The organism is Polynucleobacter sp. HIN11, assembly GCF_030297675.1.
Classification (GTDB): Bacteria; Pseudomonadota; Gammaproteobacteria; order Burkholderiales; family Burkholderiaceae; genus Polynucleobacter.
The window spans coordinates 312,146-337,043 of record NZ_AP028142.1; the positions used below are offsets into that span (position 1 = coordinate 312,146).

Genomic DNA, 24,898 nt, shown 5'->3' on the forward strand with positions numbered 1-24,898 from the left:
AGAACCGTGGCAGAATGACCCTAAAGAAAGAATCAAAATACCAAGGAGACCGCCATGCTAGCCAATAAACCCTATTTGCGCCAAGTCGATGTGCAAAAAATTTTAGATGCCGCCAATGCCCATGCCGAGAAACACAACTGGGCGGTCACCATCGCCGTGTGCGATGACGGCGGGCATCTATTGGGATTGATCCGTCGTGACGGTTGCGCTCCGGTGTCGTCCTATATTGCTCAGGACAAGGCTCGCTCTGCGGCAATGGGCAAGCGTGAGAGCAAGGTGTATGAGGACATCATTAATAACGGCCGAACTGCCTTTGCGACCGTACCCCACATTAAGGGCATGCTCGAGGGCGGGGTCAATATTGATGTCGATGGGCATACCATCGGTGCGGTAGGGGTGTCTGGCGTGAAGTCGGCCGATGATGCAGGTATTGCTCGAGCCGGCATCGCCGCAATTTTGCCCTGATCCAAAAAACCAGGTCGTAGGAAAATGTGAGCCGATTCATATAAATCGTTCGTTTTCCCAACTTTCTTGACATTTATGTTCAAAAAGTCGGAACTTGGTTGGTGGTTTTTGATCCATGCTTTAGTTGGCAATATTTGACCAAAATCCTAAACGGGTCTCTAAAGCCTGTAAAATCAAGGGGTGTCTACAAAAACTGATCCAAACCTACCCGATTCGGGTAATGCGCCCAGCGCTAATTTTGCTGATTTCCAATTAGATCCCAAGATCCTCAAAGCGATTGAGGAGCAAGGCTATACCCAGGCAACCCCAATTCAGGCCAAGGCGATTCCAGTCGTCCTAGAAGGTCGGGATGTGATGGGCGCAGCCCAAACTGGAACTGGTAAAACCGCCGCCTTTACCTTACCGATCATTCAGAAGCTCTTGCCTCAGGCGAATACGAGTACCTCGCCCGCACGCCACCCCATTCGGGCCCTAATCTTGACCCCGACCCGGGAATTGAGCGATCAGGTGGCTGATAACGCGAGCCTCTATGCCAAATTTACGGATCTACGCACGGCCGTTGTATTTGGTGGTGTTGACATCAAACCTCAAACAGCCTTGCTGCGATCGGGGGTAGAGATTTTGATTGCAACCCCTGGGCGTTTACTTGATCACATCACCAGTAAAACGGCCGATTTGTCGCAAGTGCAACTCTTGGTATTGGATGAGGCTGATCGCATGCTCGATATGGGCTTTTTGCCCGATCTGCAACGCATCATCAATTTAATCCCCGCACAGCGTCAGACCTTATTGTTCTCTGCCACCTTTTCTCCAGAAATTAAGAAGCTCGCACAAACCTACTTACGCAATCCCGTAACCATTGAAGTGGCTCGGCAAAATGCCGCAGCCGATACGGTCAATCAAGTGGTGCACTTGGTACCCTCCGAACATAAGCGTGCAGCCATCGTGGCAATATTGCAAAACCGGGTGAAGGCAGGCTTAAGCCGACAGTGCATCATCTTTACCAATAGCCGAATGGGATGTGCGCGCCTAGCAAGTGCCTTGGAGCGCGATGGCATCAAAGCGGCAGCGATTCATGGGGATAAGAGCCAAACTGAACGAATGGCAACTTTGGAAGCCTTTAAGACCGGCGCGATTGATGCCTTAGTTGCTACCGACGTTGCAGCACGCGGCTTAGATATTGCCGATATGCCGTGCGTGATTAATCATGAGCTGCCCTTTAATGCGGAAGACTTCATTCATCGAATTGGTCGCACTGGGCGCGCCGGTAGTAAAGGTGATGCAATTGCCTTAGTTGATGATAGTGAAAAGCGCTTACTCGAGGATATTGAGAAACTCATGAAGCGTAAGCTCACGATTGCGCGCTTACCCACGAGTGAGCGAGAGGCTAAAAGTGGTGGTTCTAAAGCGATTGCAGCCGACCCATTTTTCTACATGCCTTATGAGCCTGGGCAAATCACGGCAGAACCAAAGCAAGAGCCAACCAGTTCATCGATCAAGCCGGGCACCAATCAAAAAAAGCCAGTGCTTGGGGCACTTTTGGGCGGCACTAAAAAGTAACTACATGAAGTGGCGTTCCTGCCACTCCTGCACCTTAAGGTTTAACCACTGCGTGATACTTCCACTAATCGGATCGTTTTGTAATCCCAAGTGATTTGCCGCACGGCAGAGGCTTTCGCGAATCGACTCCGTGCGAGTGATATCAACCGCAGTTGCTTTCGTTTGTTTGCTGAGTTTCTCGCCAGCGTCATTGGTCACGAGTGGTAAATGCAAATAACTCGGGGTTTGATAACCCAAGCATTGTTGTAAATAGATTTGCCGTGAAGTGTTACTGAGTAAATCTTCACCCCGCACAATATGCGTGATCCCTTGTAAGTGATCATCGACCACCACTGCTAACTGATAGGTAAAGAGTCCGTCAGCTCGGCGCAGAACAAAATCCCCCACTTGTGTATTGATATCTTGAGTTTGCTTACCTAAATCTCGATCCGTAAAGCTGATCTGGCACTCGTGTGGCAAGCGAATGCGCAAGGCATGATTTTGAATCGGTAACTTGCGATCATGACACGTTCTTGGGTAAATCAGCTCTTGATTAGCTGCTATCGAAACACCTTCCTTTTGTAGAGCCTCCTCAATTTGCTTGCGGGAGCATTGACAGCCATAGATGCGATCGATCGTGATGAGTTGTTCCAGAGCGTTTTGGTAGTGAGTTGTCTGTTGCGATTGCCAGACTGGTGCCTCGTCCCATTCCAAGCCACATGCTTGCAGTTGATCCAAGATCAACCGATCGGCCCCAGGTACTGATCTGGGAGTATCCACATCTTCGATGCGAACCAGCCATGTTCCACCATGCGCCCTGGCATCGAGCCAGCTTCCTAAAGCGGTTGCGAGCGAACCCAGATGAAGGGGTCCAGTGGGCGAGGGGGCAAAGCGACCCCGGTAGGGTCTATCAACCCCATGGCCTATCTCCGACCTAGTGCCTTGATTGAATTGGGGATTTGAAGGGCGGGTCATCAGGCTCATGATTTGGTGGTGCGCACAGCTAAAATCATCTCATATGGCAGCCCCCCAATTTATTCATCTGCGCTTGCATTCGGAGTACTCGATTACCGATGGGGTAGTGCGCATCGATGACGCGGTGCAGGCCGCTGCTTTGGATGGCATGGGCGCCCTCGCAATTACCGACTTGGGCAATTTGTTCGGTCTCATTAAGTTTTACTCGGCTGCCCGCTCCTCCGGTCTGAAGCCGATTGCTGGTGCCGATGTGTGGGTGACAAATACCCAAGAGCCTGATCAACCCTATCGCATGCTGCTCTTGGTGCAAAACCACACCGGTTACCTCAATCTTTGCGAGCTTTTAAGTAAAGCGTCGCTCCATAATCAGCGTCACGGAAGAGCAGAGATCCAACCGGAATGGTTGAGTGAGTCGCTGCCCGCAAGTACTAAAGGATCAAAGAAGAAAACATTGGCCGAGGGCTTAATTGCGCTCTCGGGTGGACATCTGGGGGATGTGGGAGTTGCACTCCTAAACGGGGATGAGGCGAGGGCGCGTGAGTCGGCCAAACACTGGCAAACGGTCTTTGGTGGCCGCTATTTTGTGGAGCTTCAGCGTTTTGGTCATGCTCAAGAAGAGGCGCATATTCAGCTTGCATGCCAACTCGCTAGTGATTTGAAGATTCCGGTCGTTGCCACCCACCCAATTCAGTTTATGAAGCCCGAGGATTACACGGCGCATGAAGCGCGCGTCTGTATTGCCGAAGGCGAGTTATTGGGTGATCCGCGTCGTCCCAAACGCTTTACCGAAGAGCAATATTTTCTGACGCAAGCGCAAATGAGCGAGCGCTTTGCGGATCTCCCAGCGGCGCTTGCCAATACCGTAGAAATTGCCAAGATGTGCAATCTCAACCTGACCTTAGGACAAGCGCGGCTACCCGAGTTTCCAACGCCCGATGGCATGCCTCTCGATCAACACCTCATGCAACAAGCAGAGATCGGCTTGGATAAAAATCTACGCAAACTCTATCCTAATGAAGAAGAGCGTAAGACCCTTGAGCCCCGCTATCGCGAACGCTTGCGCTTTGAGGTCAATACGATTACGCAGATGGGTTTCCCGGGCTACTTCTTGATCGTCGCAGACTTCATTAACTGGGCTAAAAATAATGGCGTGCCGGTGGGCCCGGGTCGTGGGTCGGGCGCTGGATCCTTGGTCGCGTTCTCATTGGGGATTACCGATCTGGATCCTCTGCGCTACAACTTACTCTTTGAGCGCTTTTTAAATCCCGAGCGAGTTTCGATGCCCGACTTTGATATTGACTTTTGTCAGCATGGGCGCGACCGCGTGATTGCCTATGTGAAAGAGAAGTACGGCAAGGATGCGGTGAGTCAAATTGCCACTTTTGGAACCATGGCAGCTAAGGCCGCGATTCGGGACGTGGGAAGAGTTCTAGAGCAGCCTTATGGTTTTGTTGATGGCATTGCCAAGCTCGTCCCATTTAAGCCGGGCCAAGTGGTGACGATCGAATCGGCCAAGAAAGAAGAAAAGCAACTCGCTGAGCGGGAAAAAAATGAAGAGGAAGTGCGCCAACTCTTGGCGCTTGCACAGCAGCTTGAGGGTATGACCCGCAATGTGGGCATGCATGCAGGAGGGGTGCTAATTGCCCCTGGCAAACTCACCGATTTTTGCCCGCTCTACACCCAAGACGGGGGCGACGCCAATGCAGGGGTGATCAGTCAATTTGATAAAGATGATGTGGAATCGATTGGGCTTGTGAAATTTGACTTCCTGGGTCTCACCACGCTCACCATCTTGGCGGGGGCAGAGCGTTGGATTCAGAAACTACATGCGGATCGTAAGGATTGGAGTATCAGTGATATTCCACTGGATGATCCCAAAGCCTTTGAGCTTTTAAAGCGCGGTAATACGGTTGCCGTGTTTCAGCTGGAAAGTCGAGGCATGCAAGGGATGCTGCGCGATGCCAAACCCGATCGCTTTGAAGACATTATTGCCTTGGTTGCGCTATACCGACCGGGTCCCATGGACCTCATTCCCGATTTCATTAAACGTAAACACGGGCAGCAGAAAGTGGAGTATCCCGACCCGCGCATTGAGCCTGTGTTGCGTGAGACCTACGGCATCATGGTCTACCAAGAGCAGGTGATGCAAATGGCGCAGATGATTGGAGGTTACTCCTTAGGGGGTGCTGACCTATTGCGGCGCGCGATGGGTAAAAAGAAGCCCGAGGAGATGGCTCAACATCGCCAAATCTTTCGCGAGGGGGCGCAAAAAAATGGACTCACCGAGCACAAGGCCGATGAAATCTATGACCTCATGGAGCGTTTTGCAGGATATGGTTTTAATAAGTCCCATGCGGCTGCCTATGCACTATTGGCATATCAAACCGCCTGGCTCAAGGCCTACTACCCCGCTGAATTTATGGCGGCCAACTTATCGCTCTCAATGGATGACACCGATAAGGTGAAGATTTTGTATGACGATAGCCTGCACAATGGTTTGAAGATTTTGCCGCCGGATATTAATACCGGCATGTATGAGTTCACACCGATTGCAGAGTTTAATGATCAAGAACAAGGTATAGGGATTCGTACGATTCGCTATGGTTTAGGGGCGGTGCGGGGGACTGGTGAAGGGGCAATTCAAATTATTGAAGAGGCTCGCAAGGCCGGTCCATTTAAAGATCTGTTTGACTTCTGTGCCCGGGTCGATCGCCGCCAAGTCAATCGCCGTGCAATTGAGGCCTTGATTCGGGCGGGGGCTTTTGATTCGATTGCATCTGATGCTGCCAAAGGCTTGGCAAATACCTATGATGCGCGCGCCACGCTTCTAGCCTCGCTCTCCCGTGCGATCGAGGCTGCCGAACAAGCCGAGGCCTCAGTGCATCAGGTAAGCCTCTTTGATGCAGAGGATGTGGCGCAAGCGCATGCACCCGAGTACGTGAAGGAACTTCCTTTTTCTGAAAAGAAACGCCTGCAAGACGAGAAAGCGGCACTGGGTCTATGCTTAACAGGGCATTTATTTGATGCCTATCGGCCTGAAGTGACGCACTTTATTCGTCAGCCACTCATCAAGCTCACAGAGGGTAAGGATCAACTTGTCGCCGGCATCATTACCTCGTCACGGATGCTGATGGGGCAGCGTGGACGGATGATGATTGCTACGATTGATGATGGTAGTGCAGCCGTTGAGCTCACGCTCTATAGCGAAGTGTACGAACCCAATCGCTCTTGGCTTAAAGAAGATGAGTTATTAATTGCTAAGGTGAATGTCAGTCCTGATAAATTCTCAGGAGGCTTGCGAATTGTTGCTGAGAGTGTGATGGATATTGTGGGCGCACGTCTACGCTTTGCCAGAAACGTTCATCTCAACTTAGATACCGGCATTGATCTAAAGGTTCTGAAAGCCCAGATCAATCCATTTTTAGTCAAAGCCCCAATGGGGAGCGCCCTACAAAATCCACCGAAAGGACTGCCATTGACTGCCGCTGTAATGGCTAAAGGCGGAGCTTGTTTAGTCCAGTTTCCAGAAGATGTCCGTCTTTACCCGGATGACAATTGCCTACGCAACTTGCATCAGATTTTGGGAAGTAAAACAGGCTCAAGCTCTAATCCGGTAGAAATTCAGTACGCCTAATTTTTATGAGCGATTTTTAAGATAAGACCCAAACTCATCTTTTAGTTCAGGATGTTTGAGTGCAAACTCAATAGTTGCCTTAAGGTAGCCCAACTTACTGCCGCAGTCATAGCGCACACCCTCGTACTCATAAGCCAGTACCGGCTCATCCTTTAGGAGAGTTTGTATGGCATCGGTGAGTTGATATTCCCCGCCAGAACCAGGTTTGAGATTACGAATGTGACCAAAGATCGAGGACGAAAGGATATAACGGCCCACCACCCCAAGATTGGATGGGGCATCCTTTGATGTCGGCTTTTCAATAATGCCGGTAACGGAGTGGATTCCAGCGCTTTGGGCTTTGGCTGCTACGACCCCATACGATTTGGTTTGCTCTGGCAGAATTTTCTCGACAGCCAAGACTGAAGCATTGTGTTTGGAATGCAGATCAACCATTTGTTTGAGGACTGGAGTTTTGCCATCCAACAAATCGTCAGCCAAGATAATGGCAAACGGTTCGTCACGTACTAATTTCTCAGCGCATAAAACCGCATGTCCGAGGCCCAATGGCTCTGCTTGGCGTACATAGACGCAATCCACATGGCTGGGTTTGATATTGCGCACGATCTCTAGAAGGCTTTGCTTATTTTTCGCTTCAAGTTCCGCTTCAAGCTCATACGCCTTATCAAAGTGATCCTCAATCGCGCGCTTACTGCGACCGGTCACAAAAATCATTTCCGTAATGCCAGCAGCAATGGCTTCCTCGACTGCATACTGAATCAATGGTTTATCCACCACATTGAGCATTTCTTTAGGAGATGCCTTGGTAGCTGGTAAAAAGCGAGTACCCAATCCTGCAACAGGAAAGACTGCTTTGGTGATGGGTTTTGAACTCATATCAATAATTATGGGGCTTTAGGATGACAACTTCAACTTGGCTAATTGCTCAGTCAGCTTCGCATGACTCACTTCAAAATCTGCTAGACGTTTTTTCTCCTGCTCAAGGACTGCGGCGGGAGCGCGAGCCACAAAGGATTCATTATTCAGTTTGCTTTGGCATTTGGCGATCTCGTTAGCAAGACGCGTAATTTCTTTGGTAAGTCGCGCTTGTTCGGCTTTGGGATCAACCTCAATCTTCAGGAGTAACTTATTGCAACCGACGAGGGCAATTGGTGCACCGGGCGCATCTTTTTCTAAGGCAGACTCATCGGTCACGATTTTCACCTCGGAAAGTTTTGCCAGTGCACTTAGGTAGGGAGCCGCTTTGGTTAAAAACTCTTTATCGCCATAGATCCATAAGGGCACCTTCTGAGCAGGCGAGATTTGCATTTCTCCACGCAAATTACGGCACGCGTCAATAATGCTTTTAACCTCACCCATCCATGCCTCGCTAGCCGGATCAATCTTGTCACTTTGCGAGACCGGATAGGGTTGGAGTGCGACGGATTGCAACGGTTGATTGGCAAGCACCTTACCACTCTTGGGACCAATGGTTTGCCACAATTCCTCGGTGATGAATGGAATGATGGGGTGAGCCAGGCGCAAAATGGTCTCGAGAACGCGCAAAAGCGTTCTACGGGTTGCCCTTTGTTGAGCAGGGCTGCCATGTTGTAACTGAACTTTGGCAAGCTCTAAATACCAATCGCAATATTCATCCCACACAAATTGATAAATGGCGAGAGCAATGTTGTCAAACCGGTAATCGGCAAAGCCTTTGGCGACATCCGCTTCGGTACGCTGCAGTTGCGAGACGATCCAGCGATCCGCTTGCGAGAAATCCAGATAGCCTTCAGGGCCGCATTGATTATCACAGGGTGCAAAGCCATTATCTTTCTCATCCCCGGGGCAACTCATCAAAACAAAGCGTGTAGCATTCCACAGCTTATTACAAAAGTTACGGTAACCTTCGCAACGTTTTTGATCAAAGTTAATATTGCGCCCTAAAGAGGCCAGTGAAGCAAAGGTAAAGCGCAATGCATCGGTACCAAACGCTGGAATACCTTCTGAAAACTCTTTCTTGGTTTTCTTGGTAATGCTCTCCGCTTGTTTGGGGTTCATGAGGCCTACAGTGCGTTTTTGAACCAAGTCGTCGAGTGCAATACCATCAATCAAATCGATGGGGTCCAGAGTATTGCCCTTGGACTTACTCATTTTCTGGCCTTCGGCATCGCGCACTAAGCCATGCACATACACAGTCTTAAAAGGCACCTTGCCGGTAAAGTGACAGGTCATCATCACCATACGAGCCACCCAAAAGAAGATGATGTCAAAGCCGGTGACCAAGACCGAGGAGGGCAAAAAGTGATCGAGCTCTTTGGTTTGTTTGGGCCACCCCAGTGAACTAAATGGCACTAATGCAGAACTAAACCAGGTATCTAGAACATCCTCATCGCGCTTCAGTTCACCGCTATAGCCTGCCGCCTTAGCCTTGGCCTTTGCCTCATCCGCATTGCGCGCTACAAAGATCTCGCCGTTATTACCGTACCATGCGGGGATTTGATGGCCCCACCATAATTGTCGTGAGATGCACCAGTCCTGAATATTCTCGAGCCACTGGGTATAGGTTGAGATCCAGTTTTCAGGTACGAGTTGAATATCGCCTGAAGTGACCGCATGCAAGGCGGCTCCTGCGATCGATTGACCCGGTTGGTAACGATTATCAGGACTTGCTTTAGACATCGCCACAAACCACTGATCAGTGAGCATCGGCTCAATCACGGTTTGAGTTCGATCACCCCGTGGCACCATGAGGGTATGCGGGTTGACTTTCTCAAGTAGATTAGCTGCTTCGAGATCGGCCACAATTTGCTTACGAGCGGCAAAGCGATCGAGACCCTGATAGATCTGCGGGGCATGCTCATTAATCTTCGCATCGAGCGTTAAGACATTAATGAGTGGTAACTGATGACGCTGACCCACCGCGTAGTCATTAAAGTCATGGGCGGGCGTGACCTTTACTACCCCAGTCCCAAAACTCATATCCACATAGTTATCCGCAATAATCGGGATGCTACGTTGGCAAAGGGGAAGCTCAACAGTTTTACCAATCAGGTGACGATAGCGCTCATCCTCTGGATGCACCATGACCGCCACATCACCCAAGAGGGTTTCGGGACGTGTAGTAGCAACTACTAAATGACCGCTCCCATCGGAGAGTGGATAGCGAATGTGCCACAGGCTGCCTTGCTCTTCGGTGCTAACTACTTCGAGGTCTGAAACCGCAGTACCTAAGACCGGATCCCAGTTCACAAGACGCTTGCCGCGATAAATTAGTCCTTGCTCAAAAAGAGTGACAAAGACCTCAACTACCGCCTCGGACATCTTGGGATCCATCGTGAAATACTCACGTGACCAATCGATTGATGCACCGAGCCGCCGAATCTGCCGCGTAATCGTGGAACCGGATTCTTCTTTCCACTCCCATACCTTCCTTAGGAAGACCTCGCGCCCAAGATCATGGCGGGAGATTTTTTGGGCATCGAGTTGGCGTTCCACCACAATTTGGGTGGCAATTCCGGCGTGATCGGTGCCGGGAACCCAGAGGGTATTCTTGCCGGACATCCGTGCATAGCGCACCAAGCCATCCATGATGGTTTGATTAAACGCATGACCCATATGCAAGGTGCCTGTGACGTTCGGTGGTGGTAGCTGAATACAAAAATTGTCATTACCTTCTTCGACCTTGGCGGTGGCAATACCGCGCGACTCCCACTCAGGCCCCCAGAATGCTTCGATTGGGGCTGGTTCATACGACTTGGCTAATTTGGCCAAGTCAGGATTGTGATCTGGCGAGGGTTTTTCAGGAGAATGGGTAGTGTCAGGCATAAGCATCAAATTATAATTGGGACGATGTACGCTGATTTACTTGAGAACCTCAATCCTGAACAACGGGAGGCGGTGACCCTATCTCCAACTCACCCCGACGGACGCCCTCAATCAGCGCTGATTTTGGCGGGTGCAGGTAGCGGCAAGACTCGAGTTTTAACCACCCGCATTGCTTGGCTGATTCAAACGGGGCAAATTTCTCCGATTGGGGTTTTGGCGGTGACCTTTACCAATAAAGCAGCCAAAGAGATGTTGACCCGTTTGGGTGCGATGCTCCCCATCAATACCCGAGGCATGTGGGTAGGAACCTTTCATGGTCTGTGTAATCGATTACTACGCGCGCACCATCGTGATGCGGGCCTGCCATCGACCTTTCAAATCTTAGATACCCAAGATCAACTCTCGGCGATTAAGCGGCTTCTAAAAAGTCTTAATGTCGATGATGAGAAATTCCCGCCGCGGCAATTGCAGTACTTTATTGCCAATGCCAAGGAGCGGGGCAAGCGTGCCAAGGATCTCGATCCGGGTGATGATTTTGAGGCTCGCATGATCCAACTGTATGAGGCATACGATGCCCAGTGTCAGCGCGAAGGCGTGTGTGACTTCTCGGAGCTCTTATTGCGAAGTTATGAGTTACTTAAACACCAAGAGTTAATCCGCACACACTATCAGGAGCGCTTTAAACATATCCTGATTGATGAGTTTCAGGACACCAATGCCTTGCAATATGCTTGGCTCAAGCTCTTAGCCGGCAATGGTCAGATGACTAGCAGCTCGGTATTCGCGGTTGGTGACGATGATCAGAGTATCTATGCATTTCGGGGTGCAGATGTCGAGAACATGCGACTTTATGATAGGCAATTTAAGCCTGTAACCGTGAAGTTGGAGCAAAACTATCGCTCCCATGGGCATATCCTCGATGCCGCTAACCATTTGATTGCACACAATCAAGATCGTTTGGGCAAGAACCTGCGTACTGAGGCGGGTGTTGGTGAGCCCGTTCGTATTTATGAGGCTGCGAGTGATGGCATGGAGTGCGCTTGGTTGATTGATGAGATCAAAGCTTTGATTCGTGGCGGTATGAGTCGTAGCGAGATCGCAGTGCTTTATCGCAGCAATGCGCAGTCGCGCATTATTGAGCACGGGCTGTTCTCGGCCAATATTCCGTATCGCGTTTACGGGGGCCTGCGCTTTTTTGAACGCGCCGAGATTAAGCACGCATTAGCTTATATGCGCTTACTTGAAAATCCCAATGATGACACCTCCTTTGCGCGGGTTGTGAACTTCCCAGCACGCGGGATTGGAGCGCGTTCGATTGAGGCCTTGCAAGACGCTGCCAAACAATACCAGTGCTCATTCTATGCAGCAGCCTCGTTCATCGAGGGTAAAGCCGGTAATAGCATCTCGGGGTTTGTGCGCCTCATTGAGCATTTGCGAGATGCGACCAAACACAATACTTTGCCGGAGACGGTAGAGTATGTGATTCAGCATAGCGGCCTAATTCAGCATTATTTGACCGAGCGTGAGGGGCAAGATCGCGTCGAGAACTTGCAGGAACTCATTAATGCCGCCACTGCATTTGTAGCCGAAGAGGGTTATGGTCAAGACGTTCAAGCAGCCACGCCACCTAGTCCTGAGCAGGCGGGCGTGGAGGATATTTCTCCCTTGGCAGGATTTTTGGCTCACGCCTCGCTCGAGGCTGGTGACAATCAAGCCGAGGCCGGTCAAGACGCCATTCAGTTGATGACCGTACATTCGGCTAAAGGCTTAGAGTTCTCCGCCGTGTTTATGACTGGTCTCGAAGAAGGATTGTTTCCGCATGAGAACAGCATTTCAGAGCCCCGTGGACTTGAGGAAGAGCGACGCCTCATGTATGTGGCAATCACCCGAGCGAAGGAACGGTTGTATCTTTCGCATACGCAGTCACGCATGCTCCATGGTCAAGTGCGTTACAACATGCCCTCACGCTTTTTAGATGAATTGCCCGCTGAGAGCCTCAAACACTTAACACCTAAAGCAAAAGATGCCCGCTGGGGAGCAACATCGTGGCAAAAAGGACGATCTGTAAATACAAACAGTGTCGATGAGTTGTGGTGGGGCGGCAACGAGAGTGATGTGCCTGTGCGCAATGATCAGGTGAGTAACGCGATTGTCACAAGCTCTCTCCAGTTAGAGCAAAACAAGAAGCGCGGACATTCTTTTCGGGTTGGTCAAGAAGTATTTCATACTAAGTTTGGTGAAGGGCGTGTGACCGCAGTAGAAGGTGAAGGAGTCGATGCCAAGGCGCAAGTGAACTTCAAACGCCATGGCGCAAAGTGGTTACAACTATCGATTGCCAAGCTGGTGGCAGTTGAGACCTAATACTCCGGTCTAATTCGGTAACTGCTCGTAATCATTACCCGTAAAGCAACCCTTCCAGGTCGCAAAGAACGAGCAATACATCACCGTTAATGCAGCCATGGAGAAGGGCGCCACCACAAAGGACGCGTAACGGCTCAAACCGATGATATCCATGATCATTCCTAGCGTGAGCGGAATCACAATCAGCACTACGCTCCAGATGGTGATGTAGTAAAAGAACGCGCCTTTATTGGTCCAGCACGCCATCCAGCTAACAAATAAAGCTTTGCTCGGTGGCATATCAGCCCATGCCACCAAGACGGGCGCAAACCACATCAGCATGGCTACTGGAATATACAAAATACCACCGATCATCAGTGAGTAATACAACTGCTGCATGACCTCAGAGGTGATCGGTTTGTCATTGGTAATGAATGGCAGGAGCGCCTGAAAATCAATCACCATACTCGCAATTAAGCTCATGGTGAAGATCATGAGGGTATACACCAGTCCTAGTTGCAAGATGCGTTTTTTAACCTCAGGGTTATTCGAGCGGAACGCTGCCAAATAGACGGTTGGCAAAATCCGATCCTTTTGAATCGTTTGACGACACGCGGTCATGAAGCCAACCGATAAGGCAGGGGTCAAAATGAGGACCGCAAATACTCCAGCCAATGGAATCATGATGGCTAGCTGAGCCAGAAAAACATACATAAAGACCAACATCAAGAAGCCTAGCGGGTTTTGCTTGAAGAGCCAAACCCCCTGGCGGACCCATACATAGCCTTCATTGGTTGCAACGGGATTGAGATTCATAGGCACTTAGCTTACCTTAACTTGTGTGACGGCGGTTACGTAGGATTCGCTCAAAATGGGTTGGATCATGCGGGGTGAGCATCTGTGCATTACGCGGTAGATAAAAATCCCAAAGCCGCGAGATCCAAAACCGCAGAGCGGCTGCACGTAACATCGCGCTCCACGATGCCTCCTCGCCATCGGTGAGTGGACGCACTCCCATATAGGATGCTAATAAGGCGTGTAAACGCTGGCGATTAAGAGCGCCTGAGCCATTGGTAAAGGGATCCTCCAAACACCAATCATTGGCAGTGACGGCTAAATCAAATAACCATTTGTCATTGCCCGCAAAGTAGAAGTCAAAAAAACCACCTAAGGATTCTTGACCATGGTGGCGAGTAAAAAGCACATTGTCCCGAAAGAGATCGCAATGGCAAGGGCCCTCAGGAAGAGACTCGTATACCGAGGATTGAAAAAATGTCTCCTGAAATTGCATCTCGGATAAGAGCAATTCTTTTTGAGACGTATTAAGGTGTGGCACGATGACAGGAACGGTCTCTTGCCACCAGGAGAGGCTGCGTAAATTGGGTTGGGATAGCGCAAACGATTGCCCAGCCAGATGCATTTTCGCTAACTCTCTACCCACGGCATCGCAATGCTCGCTCTGGGGGGTAAGTTCTGATTGACCCAAGAGTTTGGTGACAATCGCTGCCGGTTTTCCTTTGATCTCAAACCATAGCTGTCCAGCACGATTGGCAATCGGCTTGGGAACTGAGATGCCTTGATTGGCAAGATGAAGCATTAGCTCCAAGTAATAGGGCAGTTGCGCAGCGCTTAACCGTTCAAAGATGGTCAGAACATAGTAATTGATTTCAGAGGTTTGGCAATCCAGAAAGAAATTGGAGTTCTCAATCCCACCATGAATACCTTTAAGTTCGATGGCATTGCCAATTGAAAAATCGTTAGCAATGCGAGGAGCGATCTCATCAAGAGTGAGGGAGGTATAAACCGCCATGAGTCGGATTACTTTATCGGAATCCGAATACTCGGAACGCTAATCAAATTATCCGATGACATACCGCCTGCTGGAAATACCGTTTGCGGGGGTGACATCTCATAAGTACCAAAGGCGGATTTCACCTCGATCTCAGTGGGTAAATTACTGTCCCGGTATTCGCGGATTTGAGTACCGGAGGGGTCGGTGTATTCAAAGCTGGGCTTGCGCTCTTCTTTGACACCAAGACCCGCAGGATTTCTGGATGACGGAGCTAATGGCTGATTATTAATTTGGTTCAGATCTTCTTTGCTTAGCGCTTGTGTGCCAGATGTTTGGGCAAACACGCCATGCGATAAGAGTGCGGCAGAACATACGATGAAAGCATAGCGCCTCATAAGTAGTCCAGACTTAGTAGGTAAATTGAGGGATATCGTCATTTTTATTAAGAGAGAATGCCACCTATTATCCTAAGAAACTAGGATTTGCCGCACCGTTACGCCGATACAGCAAAATCAGGGGTTTTCCAGACCCCAGCAACTAAATTGTACGATTGAGGCATGTCAGCACACCAATTACTCCTTGTCGACGGCTCTAGTTACCTCTACCGAGCCTTTCATGCCATGCCGGATCTACGAAATAGTGCTGGGGAGCCGACCGGGGCAATCTACGGTATGGTCAATATGATGCGACGCGCCCGTGCAGAAATTGGTGCCGATCACATTGCCTGTGTATTTGATGCCAAGGGCAAGACCTTCCGAGAGGATTTATATCCTGAGTACAAGGCGCATCGTTCCCCCATGCCCGAGGATTTGGTGGCACAAATCGAGCCAATTCATGAGGTGGTAAAGGCGCTTGGCTGGCCAGTTCTAATGATCTCTGGCGTCGAGGCTGATGATGTGATTGGTACGTTGGCCCGGCAAGCTACTGAGATGGGCTGGTCAACCGTGATCTCCACGGGCGATAAAGACCTTGCGCAACTCGTGAATGACAAAGTGACCTTAGTTAACACCATGACCAATGAGAAATTAGATCGCACGGGGGTGGTAGCTAAATTTGGTGTGCCACCGGAGCGCATTGTGGATTATCTAGCGATTATTGGGGATAGCGTGGATAACGTTCCAGGAGTTCATAAGGCAGGGCCTAAAACCGCAAATAAATGGTTAGCTGAGTATGGTGATTTGGATCAACTCATCGCCCACGCGAGTGAAATTAAAGGAGTGGTGGGTGATAACTTACGAGCGAGTCTTGATTGGTTGCCCAAGGCCAGAGAACTGCTGACAGTAAAACTCGATTGCGATCTCAATCCGCACATCGGTTCATTACATGATTTACACGCGAAGCCCGAAGACCCAAGCCAACTGAGAGCACTCTTTGAGCGCTACGCATTTAAATCATGGTTGAAGGAACTAGACGCTAAGAGTCTATCTGCTCCAACTTCACAGAGCGCAACGAATCATTCAGATACCCCAGTCTTCCAAGAGTCTCTTTCGCAGGAGTCTCAAGCACCATCTAAAGGTGAGATTGCGCGTGACTACACATGCGTGACAACCCAAGAAGTGTTTGAACAATGGCTACAGAAAATTAAGCATGCCACATTAACCTGTATTGATACCGAGACCACGAGCCTAGATCCCTTACAAGCCGAGCTGGTTGGGATTTCCTTATCGGTTGAAGAGGGTAAGGCTTGTTACATCCCGGTTGCGCATCGTACTGGCGAAGAGCAACTGGAACGGAATTGGGTGCTCGCTCGACTAAAGCCCTGGCTTGAGAATCCTGAAGCGAAGAAGCTTGGTCAAAATCTTAAATACGACATACACGTCTTTGGCAATTATCAAATTCAGGTGCAAGGAGTGGAGCACGACACCTTACTCGAATCTTATGTATTGGAGTCGCACCTCAGTCACAGCATGGATAACTTAGCCCAGCGCCATTTGGGAGTGAAGACCATTCAATATGAAGAGGTCTGTGGCAAGGGCGTGCATCAAATTGGCTTTGATCAGGTGGATCTCAAAACTGCGACCGAGTATGCCGCTGAAGATGCTGACATCACCCTACGCCTTCATCACCATTTATGGCCACAATTGGAACGCATGCCCAGCTTGCGGTACGTGTATGAACAGATCGAAATGCCAGCGATGCGCGTCTTGGGCATCATGGAAAGTAATGGCATCACGATTGATCGCGAGAAGTTAGCAATCCAGGGGCAGGAGGTCGGCAAAAAACTCCTCGTCCTCGAAAAGGAGATCCATCAACTGGCTGGTCAGCCATTTAATATCCAATCGCCTAAGCAGATCGGTGAAATTCTGTTTGGGCAACTGCAACTCCCCGTGGTCAAAAAAACCCCATCAGGGGCACCATCGACTGACGAAGAGGTCTTACAAAAACTAGCCGAGGATTTTCCCTTGCCTGCGCGGATTTTGGATTACCGCAGTTTGGCCAAGTTGATGTCGACCTATATCGAGAAACTGCCGCGTATGATCAATCCCAAAACAGGGCGCGTGCATACCAATTACGCCCAAGCCGTTGCGGTCACCGGCCGTTTGGCGTCAAACGATCCTAATTTGCAAAATATTCCAGTTCGCACTGAAGAGGGTCGTCGGATTCGAGAGGCCTTTGTTCCTCAGTCAGGCTATCGCTTGGTTTCTGCGGATTACTCGCAAATCGAGCTGCGCATCATGGCGCACATTGCCGAGGATGAAAACTTATTAGCTGCGTTTAAGGCGGGTAAGGATATTCATCAAGCGACAGCGGCCGAGATCTTTGCGATTCCACTGGAGCAAGTGAGCTCGGAGCAACGGCGCTATGCCAAAGTGATTAACTTTGGTCTCATCTACGGCATGAGCGCCTATGGACTAGCCAGCAATTTAAAGATCGAGCGCGCAGCTGCTCAGCAGTACATTGCAAAATATTTTGAGCGTTACCCAGGCGTTGCCCAATATATGGAACGAACTCGAGAAGAGGCTCGTGCCAATGGGTATGTAGAAACCGTATTTGGGCGACGCTTATGGTTACCCGACATTAAGGCCAATGGTCCAAGACGGCAGGGCGCTGAGCGCGCAGCGATTAATGCGCCAATGCAAGGAACGGCCGCTGATCTTATTAAGATGGCGATGGTCGCCGTACAAAATTGGCTAGAACAAGAGCAACTGAAGACCCGCATGCTCTTGCAAGTGCATGATGAGCTCGTCTTTGAGGCCCCGCCTGAGGAGCTTGAGCATCTAAAATCATCCCTACCTCAACTGATGGGATCGATTGCTGAACTCAAGGTGCCTCTGATTGTAAGTATCGGAGTTGGCGATAATTGGGAAGAAGCACACTAGTAATTGAAATCAAATAAGGAGACAAGATGATGAGGAACGATCATATGCGCAATGATTTAGGTCGACGTGATTTCATGAAGACCTCACTGAAAGCCTCAACAGCAACGGTGACCGCCGGAGCCTTGGGGATTGGCTTTGTAGCCGCTTCGGATCCTGTTTTGGCCCAAGCGATTAAAACCGACTTTACTGGCATTAAAGCGGGTGAGCAGGATATTCCGGTGGGTAGTTTTAATATGCCGGCTTATATTTCTCGTCCCGAGAAAGCGAGTGGCCCATTACCCATCGTGATTGTCGTGAGTGAGATTTTTGGTGTACATGAGTACATCGCTGACACCACTCGGCGCTTTGCAAAATTGGGTTATATGGCGATTGCGCCAGAGTTCTTTACCCGTGCAGGCGATCCCAATACCTTTGGAACCATTGCTGAGATTCAGAGCAATATTGTGGCTAAGACACCCGATGCTCAAGTATTGGGCGATCTCAAGGCTGCGATTGCCTGGGCTGGTAAAAATGGCGGCGATCTTAAAAAAGTCGGTGTCACTGGATTTTGCTGGGGTGGACGCATTACCTGGTTAGCAGCAACGATGCCTGAGGTGAAGGCGGGCGTAGCTTGGTATGGACGCCTGGTGGGCGATAAAACCGCTAATAACCCCAGACAACCCGTTGAGATTGCAGCTGATCTGAAAGCTCCCGTATTGGGTCTCTATGGTTCAGCTGATACTGGTATTCCACTCGATACCGTGGAGCAAATGAAAGCAGCGCTCGCTAAAGCAAGTTCCAATCCTGCGGCGAAAGCCTCCAAGTTCGAGATCTATCCAGATGCCCCACATGCCTTTCATGCGGACTATCGCAATACCTACCGCGAGGGTCCCGCAAAAGACGGCTGGGCAAAATGCCTAGCTTGGTTTAAGCAGTACGGCGTTTCTTAAAATCCATTGAATCGAGCGGATTGCCTGTGGGTTTGAGCACACTTCAAATGATTGTTTTGGTCACCGCAGGCGCAGGGCTTGCGAGTGTGCTCGCTGCCGCAAGCCTTTCCTTAACCTTGCTTGCCAAAATCGTCAACAATATGGTGAGCCTCTCGGTAGGTATTTTGTTGGCCACCGCCTTTTTACATTCTCTGCCCGAGGCCTTTGAGATCCCAGGTGCGCAAGCCCACTACCTATTTGCCACCCTCTTGGGTGGATTGCTTGGATTTTTTCTCTTGGAGAAAATCGCACTCCTTCGTCATAGCCATCACCACGAAGGCGATGGGCATGACCATCACCACGGCCACGATAAAGAGGAGGCGGGTAGTAGTGGTTGGATGATTTTGGTGGGTGACAGCATTCATAATTTTGTGGATGGTGTTTTGATTGCTGCCGCCTTTATGGTCGATGTGCAAATCGGTATCTTTACTGCCTTAGCCATCATTGCGCATGAGATCCCCCAAGAGATTGGAGACTTCATCGTACTTCTCAATGCGGGCTTCTCTCGGGCACGCGCATTGCTATACAACGGAATTAGTGGTTTGATGGCAGTGGTCGGGGGCGTATTAGCGTATTACTTTTTAGAGCGCGCTACTCAAGTGATGCCCTATCTGCTGGTGATTGCATCGAGCAGTTTTATTTACATTGCAGTGAGTGATTTAATTCCGCAGATGCATCGGCGACCCCATTGGCAGGAGTCGCTACGCCAAGTCGTATTGATCGCAATCGGGGTTGGAATTGTGGTTTTGCTAACCGACCACAACCACTAATTTAAAGAATACAAACTGGGTTTATCGCTCAATCGGACGGCTTGGATCTGAGCACCACTCGCTCCAACTACCCACATGTAAGCGTGAGCCACTGAGGCCTGCTGCTTCCATCGCCAACAGATTATGGCAAGCACTAACCCCAGATCCACACGAATGAATAATAGTTCCAGGTTTTTGTTGACCAATGAGGAGAACAAATTCTTTATAGAGTTGCTCGGGCGATTTAAATTTACCCGAGACCAAATTCTCCTTAAAGCAGCGATTGGTTGCTCCGGGAATATGACCACCGACCGGGTCTAAAGTCTCATTCTCACCGCGAAAGCGATCTGGCGTGCGCGCATCAATCACCATTTTAGGAGCGTCGGATTTGACGTTTTGTTCCATCTCATTGGTTGTGATAACTCCCTGGAAGGGATAGACCTCTGGCATCGAGGTCAATGGTGTTGGTTCACGACCCACATTGCCAATGCTGCCATTCCAAGCGTCTAGTCCGCCATCAAGTACTTGCACCGAAGCGTGACCAATGGAGCGTAGCATCCACCATAAACGACTCGCAAAGGTACCGCCATGGCTGTCGTAGGCAACCACATGGGTGTGATTAGCAATCCCTAGGCGTTGACGGGTTTTTGCCCAAGCCTCGGGGGTGGGTAGTGGGTGGCGACCATTCGTTCCAGTTTTAGGGCCCGATAAATCATGCTCAACATTCACATAGATGGCGCCAGTGATGTGGGCATTTTTGTACATTGCATAGCCGGCGTTGGCATTCGTGAGGTCGTAGCGACAATCGCAAATTAAGACATCGCTGCCTTCATTGATCAGTTCTTCCAGTTGATTTGCAGTAATGATGGGATTCATATAGCCTCCTGGGTGAAGATCCATTAGTAATTCATTTCACGACGATACCATTCGTGGAAGTGTTGCATGCCATCTTCCATGGGGCTTTGATAAGGGCCCACTTCGTTTTGGCCACGAGCAAGCAAGGCCGCGCGACCTGCATCCATGCGCTCGGCAATTTCATCATCCTCAATGCAGGTTTCCATATACGCAGCACGTTCCGCCTCAATAAACTCGCGCTCGAAAAGAGTAATTTCCTCAGGGTAATAGAACTCCACAATATTGCGAGTCTTGTTTGGGGCAATCGGATGCAGCGTTGAAATACAGAGTACACCTGGATACCACTCCACCATCACATTGGGGTAGTAAGTGAGCCAGATGGCGCCATGCTTTGGCATTTGCCCTTGGTGATGACGTAAAACCGCGTCGTGCCAGGCGCGATAGGTTGGTGTACCAGGCTTACTCAGTTCCTTGTGAATCCCGACGGTCTGCACACTGTGCCAGTCACCAAATTCCCAGCGCAAATCATCACACGACACAAACTTACCAAGCCCTGGATGAAAAGGGACTACATGATAGTCCTCGAGATATACCTCAATAAAGGTCTTCCAGTTGTAGTTGCACTCGTGCACCTCAACATGGTCGAGCATATAACCCGAGAAATCCAAATCGCAACCCACGGACAGCTTTCCGAGATCGGCTTGAACATCCCTAGGACCTTCAAATAGTAGGCCCTGCCAATTTTGTAAAGGTGACTTACCAAGATTCAAACAAGGCTTGTCCCCAAAATGTGGAGCACCTAGCAACTGACCTTCGAGATCGTAGGTCCAGCGATGCAGTGGACAAACGATGTTGTCGACCTTTCCGCTACCATTGAGCATCAGTGCTTGTCGGTGGCGACAGACATTGGATAAGAGCTCAATACCGTTTGGACCTTCGTGATTGCGAACCAGAATACGCCCCTCATTTTCCGCTAGCAGGGTTCGATACGAACCTGTTTCGGGAACCATGAGTTCATGACCGACGTAGCCGGGCCCTTGCTTAAACAGCAATTGCAATTCCTGTTGAAATAAATCAACGTCAAAATATGCCGAAACCGGCAGTTGTAAATTGGACGGCGCAAGGAATTGCGCGGTAGCCAGATTAGTCATTCTCCCCACCCCCGAAAAAGTCAGCCGAAGCTAAGCGGAACAACCAATCCAACCATCGACATGTCGATATTGGAAAGGAAGGAGGATTATACCCATGGGGCAAAATCTTGCTCGTGACATTTGTCAAACGAAGGAAATCCCCATAAACCCCGAAATCAGTTGAAATCCAATTCGGTATTAAGATCTTGATATGGCAAGTAAAAAAATGAACCCAGCCCCAATCGAGGGAAATATTGACCCCCAAATGCGCTATGAGGCAGCCCTCAAAGAGCTTGAGTCCTTGGTGGCTGCTATGGAATCTGGCAAGCTATCCCTTGAAGAAACCTTGGCCGCCTATCAACGAGGTGCCGCACTCTTAAAACACTGTCAGGGCGTGTTGGCACAGGTTGAGCAACAAGTTAAAGTGATCGAGAGTTAAGTCGATTAACACTGAATCGATGAGCTTATTTTCATTCGAGGCATGGTTGGCCTCCCAATCGCAGCGAGCAGAAAATGCGCTCCTGCAGTATCTCGACTCAGATACTGCGATCCCCCAGCATTTGCACGCCGCGATGCGCTATGCCGTGTTGGGTGGTGGCAAACGAATTCGTCCCCTATTAGTATTTGCTGCGAGTGAGTTAGGGTCAGTTGATCAAGTAGATGGGTCGCTCGTGAATCGTGCCGCGAGTGCGATTGAGATGATTCATACCTATTCCCTGGTGCACGATGATTTGCCATGCATGGACGATGATGATTTACGCCGCGGACGCCCTACAGTTCATAAAGCCTATGACGAGGCGACTGCTTTACTAGTGGGCGATGCATTACAAACCCGTGCCTTTGAAATCCTCTCGTATCCAGTCGGTCCTGACCCAAAGACCGGTTTTGCACAGCTGCGCATGATTGCTTCCTTGGCTCATGCCTCGGGTTCTAAGGGCATGGCCGGTGGACAGGCGATTGATTTGCAGAACGTGGGCAAAAAAATGGACTTGCCCGCTTTAGAAGAAATGCATGCCATGAAGACCGGTGCTCTACTCATTTGCGCTGTCCAGCTCGGAGGGATTGCCGCCCAATTGTCCGATCCAGCGATGGCTCAACTTGATACTTACGCAAAGGCGATTGGCTTGGCTTTTCAGGTGGTGGACGATATTCTGGACGCGACTGCTGATAGTGCAACACTTGGAAAAACGGCGGGCAAAGATGCGGCGCAAGATAAGCCTACCTATGTGACCCTGAAGGGTTTAGACTATGCAAACGAACTGGCTAATGAATTAAAGGGGAGAGCGCTAAACAGTCTGAATGAGTTTGGGCCACAGGCCGATGCCTTGCGTCATATTGCTCATTTAGTTGTGGATCGCAAAAAATAGTATGTTGCACTCGATCAATGACCCTCGCGATTTACGTAAATTAACACGTGAGGAGCTCCCGGCACTTGCCGATGAGCTAAGACAGTACATCGTGGATTCTGTATCAAAGACGGGCGGTCACCTCTCGTCGAATTTAGGAACGGTAGAGCTATCGATTGCCTTGCATTATGTATTCGATACACCGCACGATCGGATCGTGTGGGATGTGGGTCATCAAAGTTATCCGCATAAGATTTTGACTGGACGTCGCGATCAGATGCATTCCTTACGGCAATTTGGGGGATTGTCAGGATTTCCAAGACGTTCTGAGAGTGAGTACGACACTTTTGGTACAGCTCACTCCTCTACCAGCATCTCGGCAGCCATGGGGATGGCGCGCGCAGCGCAAACCAAGGGCGAGGATCGGGTGGCAGTTGCTGTGATCGGCGACGGCGCGATGAGTGCAGGGATGGCGTTTGAAGCCATGAACAATGCAGGCGTGTATGAGAACATGCCCCTGGTAGTCATTCTAAATGACAACGATATGTCAATTTCACCAGCGGTTGGCGCCCTCAATCGCTATCTAGCGCGTCTTCTGAGCGGCAATATTTACTCGGCAACCAAAAAAGGAATTGATTCGGTTCTGTCCTCGATGGCACCGCCGCTACGCGAGTTTGCTAAACGTCTTGAGGATCATGCCAAAGGTTTTGTGTCTCCATCCACTATCTTTGAGGAGTTTGGCTTTACCTACTTTGGTCCCATTGATGGCCATGATTTGGATACCCTCATCCCGATGATGCAAAACGTACGCCGTTTGGCAAAGGAGGGGAATGGGCCTCAGTTCTTGCATGTGATCACGCGCAAAGGCCAAGGCTATATGTTGGCTGAGGCGGATCCCATTTTGTACCATGGCCCCGGTAAATTTAATCCCCAAGAAGGAATCAAATCGAGTGGTGCGGGTAAGAAAACATTCACTCAAGTATTTGGTGAGTGGTTATGCGATATGGCGCAGGCGGATCAAAAATTAATTGGTATCACACCTGCAATGCGCGAAGGTTCAGGCTTGGTCGAGTTTGAAAAACGTTTCCCCGATCGTTACTACGATGTGGGTATCGCGGAGCAACATTCTGTGACCTTTGCTGCAGGTATGGCCTGCGAGGGTATGAAACCCGTCGTGGCGATTTACTCCACCTTCTTACAACGTGCCTATGATCAGTTAATTCATGATGTGGCCTTGCAAGATTTACCGATTGTGTTTGCGATTGACCGTGCTGGGTTAGTGGGTGCCGATGGTGCGACTCACGCCGGGGCATACGATATTGCCTATTTGCGATGCATTCCTAATATGTTGATCATGACTCCGGCGGATGAAGCGGAGTGCCGTGATTTATTAACGACCGCGTATCATCAAAATCACCCAAGCGCAGTTCGCTATCCCCGCGGCGCAGGTATTGGCAATCCGCCATCTGCCGAATTGCGCTCCTTACCACTCGGGCATGGCGAGATTCGTCGTGAGGCGCAAACAAAGGGTAAACGTCTCGCTATTCTGGCATTCGGAACGCTGCTCTATCCTGCTTTGGATGTCGCCGAAAAACTGGATGCTACGGTAGTGAATATGCGTTTTGTAAAACCGCTGGATATTGAGTTGATCAAAACGCTTGCCCGTAATCATGATTACTTTGTGACCGTTGAGGACGGTTGTGTTCAGGGTGGTGCTGGTAGCGCTTGCATGGAGGCCATGAACCTCTTGGGTATCACCAAGCCGGTATTAACTCTTGGATTACCCGATGTCTTTATTGAGCACGGAGATTACAACTTGCTCATGGCTCAGTGTGGATTGGATGCTGCAGGAATCGAAGCAGCAATTCTTGCCCGCTTCCCAGATTTGGGTACCGCCCCACTCAATCTTAAGACCCCATCGGATCAGGTCCCCGTCGGTAAGTAAAGCGTTTGTACAGGCGCTCCTTGAGTCAGTTGGATT

Annotated in this window: 18 protein-coding genes; 10 read left to right on the forward strand and 8 right to left on the reverse strand. The window is 50.0% G+C overall.

Going from position 1 to position 24,898, the window contains the following annotated elements; all coding sequences use genetic code 11:
• Positions 1-54 precede the first annotated feature (54 nt).
• Positions 55-465 (forward strand): heme-binding protein, encoded by a 411-nt coding sequence (locus QUE60_RS01670; RefSeq protein WP_286224029.1) that lies wholly within the window; start codon positions 55-57, stop codon positions 463-465.
• Positions 466-645: 180 nt separating this feature from the next.
• Positions 646-2,025, forward strand: a complete 1,380-nt coding sequence (locus tag QUE60_RS01675) for a DEAD/DEAH box helicase (RefSeq protein WP_286226992.1) — start codon at positions 646-648, stop codon at positions 2,023-2,025.
• Here QUE60_RS01675 and gluQRS read toward each other — a convergent pair whose 3' ends face one another.
• On the reverse strand, positions 2,026-2,988 hold the full coding sequence (gene gluQRS / locus QUE60_RS01680; RefSeq protein WP_286226993.1) for a tRNA glutamyl-Q(34) synthetase GluQRS: 963 nt from the start codon (positions 2,986-2,988) through the stop codon (positions 2,026-2,028).
• A 34-nt stretch (positions 2,989-3,022) separates the two neighbouring features.
• Here gluQRS and dnaE point away from each other — a divergent pair, with 34 nt between their 5' ends.
• Positions 3,023-6,613: a DNA polymerase III subunit alpha gene (gene dnaE, locus QUE60_RS01685; protein ID WP_286226994.1), complete on the forward strand. Its 3,591-nt coding sequence runs from the start codon at positions 3,023-3,025 to the stop codon at positions 6,611-6,613.
• Between the two features lie 3 nt (positions 6,614-6,616).
• Here the strand turns inward: dnaE and galU are convergent, their stop codons facing one another.
• Together galU and QUE60_RS01695 are read right to left on the reverse strand one after the other, a co-directional pair.
• Positions 6,617-7,489, reverse strand: coding sequence for a UTP--glucose-1-phosphate uridylyltransferase GalU (galU, locus tag QUE60_RS01690; protein WP_286226995.1), 873 nt, complete (start codon positions 7,487-7,489; stop codon positions 6,617-6,619).
• A gap of 18 nt (positions 7,490-7,507) precedes the next feature.
• Positions 7,508-10,417, reverse strand: a complete 2,910-nt coding sequence (locus QUE60_RS01695; RefSeq protein WP_286226996.1) for a valine--tRNA ligase — start codon at positions 10,415-10,417, stop codon at positions 7,508-7,510.
• 24 nt (positions 10,418-10,441) lie between these two features.
• Here QUE60_RS01695 and QUE60_RS01700 point away from each other — a divergent pair, with 24 nt between their 5' ends.
• The gene (locus QUE60_RS01700) at positions 10,442-12,778 is read left to right on the forward strand and encodes a UvrD-helicase domain-containing protein (protein WP_286226997.1); all 2,337 of its coding nucleotides are present in this window, start codon (positions 10,442-10,444) and stop codon (positions 12,776-12,778) included.
• A 9-nt stretch (positions 12,779-12,787) separates the two neighbouring features.
• On the opposite strand, the gene QUE60_RS01705 is transcribed toward QUE60_RS01700, so the two are convergent.
• From QUE60_RS01705 to QUE60_RS01715, 3 genes are read right to left on the reverse strand one after another with little or no spacing between them, the layout of a single operon-like run.
• Positions 12,788-13,573 (reverse strand): BPSS1780 family membrane protein, encoded by a 786-nt coding sequence (locus QUE60_RS01705; protein WP_286227462.1) that lies wholly within the window; start codon positions 13,571-13,573, stop codon positions 12,788-12,790.
• A 16-nt stretch (positions 13,574-13,589) separates the two neighbouring features.
• Positions 13,590-14,567: a homoserine kinase gene (locus QUE60_RS01710; RefSeq protein WP_286226998.1), complete on the reverse strand. Its 978-nt coding sequence runs from the start codon at positions 14,565-14,567 to the stop codon at positions 13,590-13,592.
• Positions 14,568-14,575: 8 nt separating this feature from the next.
• Positions 14,576-14,944, reverse strand: coding sequence for a hypothetical protein (locus tag QUE60_RS01715; RefSeq protein WP_286225697.1), 369 nt, complete (start codon positions 14,942-14,944; stop codon positions 14,576-14,578).
• A 162-nt stretch (positions 14,945-15,106) separates the two neighbouring features.
• Here QUE60_RS01715 and polA point away from each other — a divergent pair, with 162 nt between their 5' ends.
• Genes polA through QUE60_RS01730 form a run of 3 tightly spaced genes read left to right on the forward strand, consistent with a single transcriptional unit; the run spans position 15,107 to position 19,607 of the window.
• Positions 15,107-17,869: a DNA polymerase I gene (gene polA, locus QUE60_RS01720; RefSeq protein WP_286226999.1), complete on the forward strand. Its 2,763-nt coding sequence runs from the start codon at positions 15,107-15,109 to the stop codon at positions 17,867-17,869.
• A 29-nt stretch (positions 17,870-17,898) separates the two neighbouring features.
• Complete coding sequence (locus QUE60_RS01725; RefSeq protein WP_458574801.1) at positions 17,899-18,798, forward strand: dienelactone hydrolase family protein; 900 nt, start codon at positions 17,899-17,901, stop codon at positions 18,796-18,798.
• Between the two features lie 47 nt (positions 18,799-18,845).
• Positions 18,846-19,607, forward strand: a complete 762-nt coding sequence (locus QUE60_RS01730) for a ZIP family metal transporter (protein ID WP_286226143.1) — start codon at positions 18,846-18,848, stop codon at positions 19,605-19,607.
• A 21-nt stretch (positions 19,608-19,628) separates the two neighbouring features.
• Here QUE60_RS01730 and QUE60_RS01735 read toward each other — a convergent pair whose 3' ends face one another.
• A complete protein-coding gene (locus QUE60_RS01735; RefSeq protein WP_286227000.1) occupies positions 19,629-20,486 on the reverse strand; it encodes a sulfurtransferase in 858 nt (285 codons plus the stop codon).
• Positions 20,486-21,592 (reverse strand): aromatic ring-hydroxylating oxygenase subunit alpha, encoded by a 1,107-nt coding sequence (locus QUE60_RS01740; protein WP_286227001.1) that lies wholly within the window; start codon positions 21,590-21,592, stop codon positions 20,486-20,488. Before QUE60_RS01740 ends, QUE60_RS01735 begins: the two co-directional genes overlap by 1 nt.
• Positions 21,593-21,782: 190 nt before the next feature.
• Between QUE60_RS01740 and xseB the strand changes: the two genes are divergently transcribed.
• From xseB to dxs, 3 genes are read left to right on the forward strand one after another with little or no spacing between them, the layout of a single operon-like run.
• Entirely contained in the window at positions 21,783-22,010 is a 228-nt protein-coding gene (gene xseB, locus QUE60_RS01745; RefSeq protein ID WP_286227002.1) for an exodeoxyribonuclease VII small subunit, read from the forward strand.
• 19 nt (positions 22,011-22,029) lie between these two features.
• A complete protein-coding gene (locus QUE60_RS01750) occupies positions 22,030-22,938 on the forward strand; it encodes a polyprenyl synthetase family protein (RefSeq protein ID WP_286227004.1) in 909 nt (302 codons plus the stop codon).
• 1 nt (position 22,939) lies between these two features.
• Positions 22,940-24,862, forward strand: coding sequence for a 1-deoxy-D-xylulose-5-phosphate synthase (gene dxs / locus QUE60_RS01755; RefSeq protein WP_286227005.1), 1,923 nt, complete (start codon positions 22,940-22,942; stop codon positions 24,860-24,862).
• The last annotated feature ends 36 nt before the right edge of the window (positions 24,863-24,898 follow it).